The sequence below is a fragment of the Corynebacterium sp. HMSC059E07 genome (genome assembly GCF_001814395.1).
GTDB lineage: Bacteria > Actinomycetota > Actinomycetes > Mycobacteriales > Mycobacteriaceae > Corynebacterium > Corynebacterium hesseae.
In genome coordinates, this window is sequence record NZ_KV816328.1 from 128,229 (window position 1) to 128,680 (window position 452).

Annotated in this window: 1 protein-coding gene; it reads right to left on the bottom strand. The window is 56.4% G+C overall.

The features are described 5' to 3' along the window. Window positions 1–12: 12 nt before the first annotated feature. On the bottom strand, window positions 13–452 hold a 440-nt coding region (locus HMPREF2967_RS08965; RefSeq protein WP_198531040.1), incomplete at its 5' end, for an HNH endonuclease signature motif containing protein.

The following is a 452-nucleotide window of genomic DNA, read 5'->3' on the forward strand; positions in this document are numbered from 1 at the left end:
ACGACTCAGGTTTTAGAAGGGGATGTCCTCGCCGGTGTTGGTCTGGGTTTCGGCTTCGGCGTTGGCTTTGGCTTTGGCTTGTTGTTGTGCGTGGTAGTCGTCGAGTTCTTGTTTGAGGTGTTGGGCTTCTTCGCGCACACGTTTCCTGGTGGCGGTGATGTGTTGGGCTACGGTCTGTGCCCACCGTTTTTGCTTGGGTGCCAGGGGTCCTTCTGCTTCGTTGATGGTCCAGGTACCGTCAGCGAAAAGCCAGATAACATCCCCACTGTAGGGGTCCAGCAGGTACTTTAAGGTGCCATCGGTTTTCATGTTGTGATGGCCTTGGCATAAACATGCCAGGTTCTTCGGATGGGTTGGCCCGCCTTCAGCCCAGTTATGTCGGTGGTCAAGCTGGGTAAGAAAGGCAGGTTGTTCACACCCGCCGACCCGGCAGGTTCCGTCGCGGCCTTCGA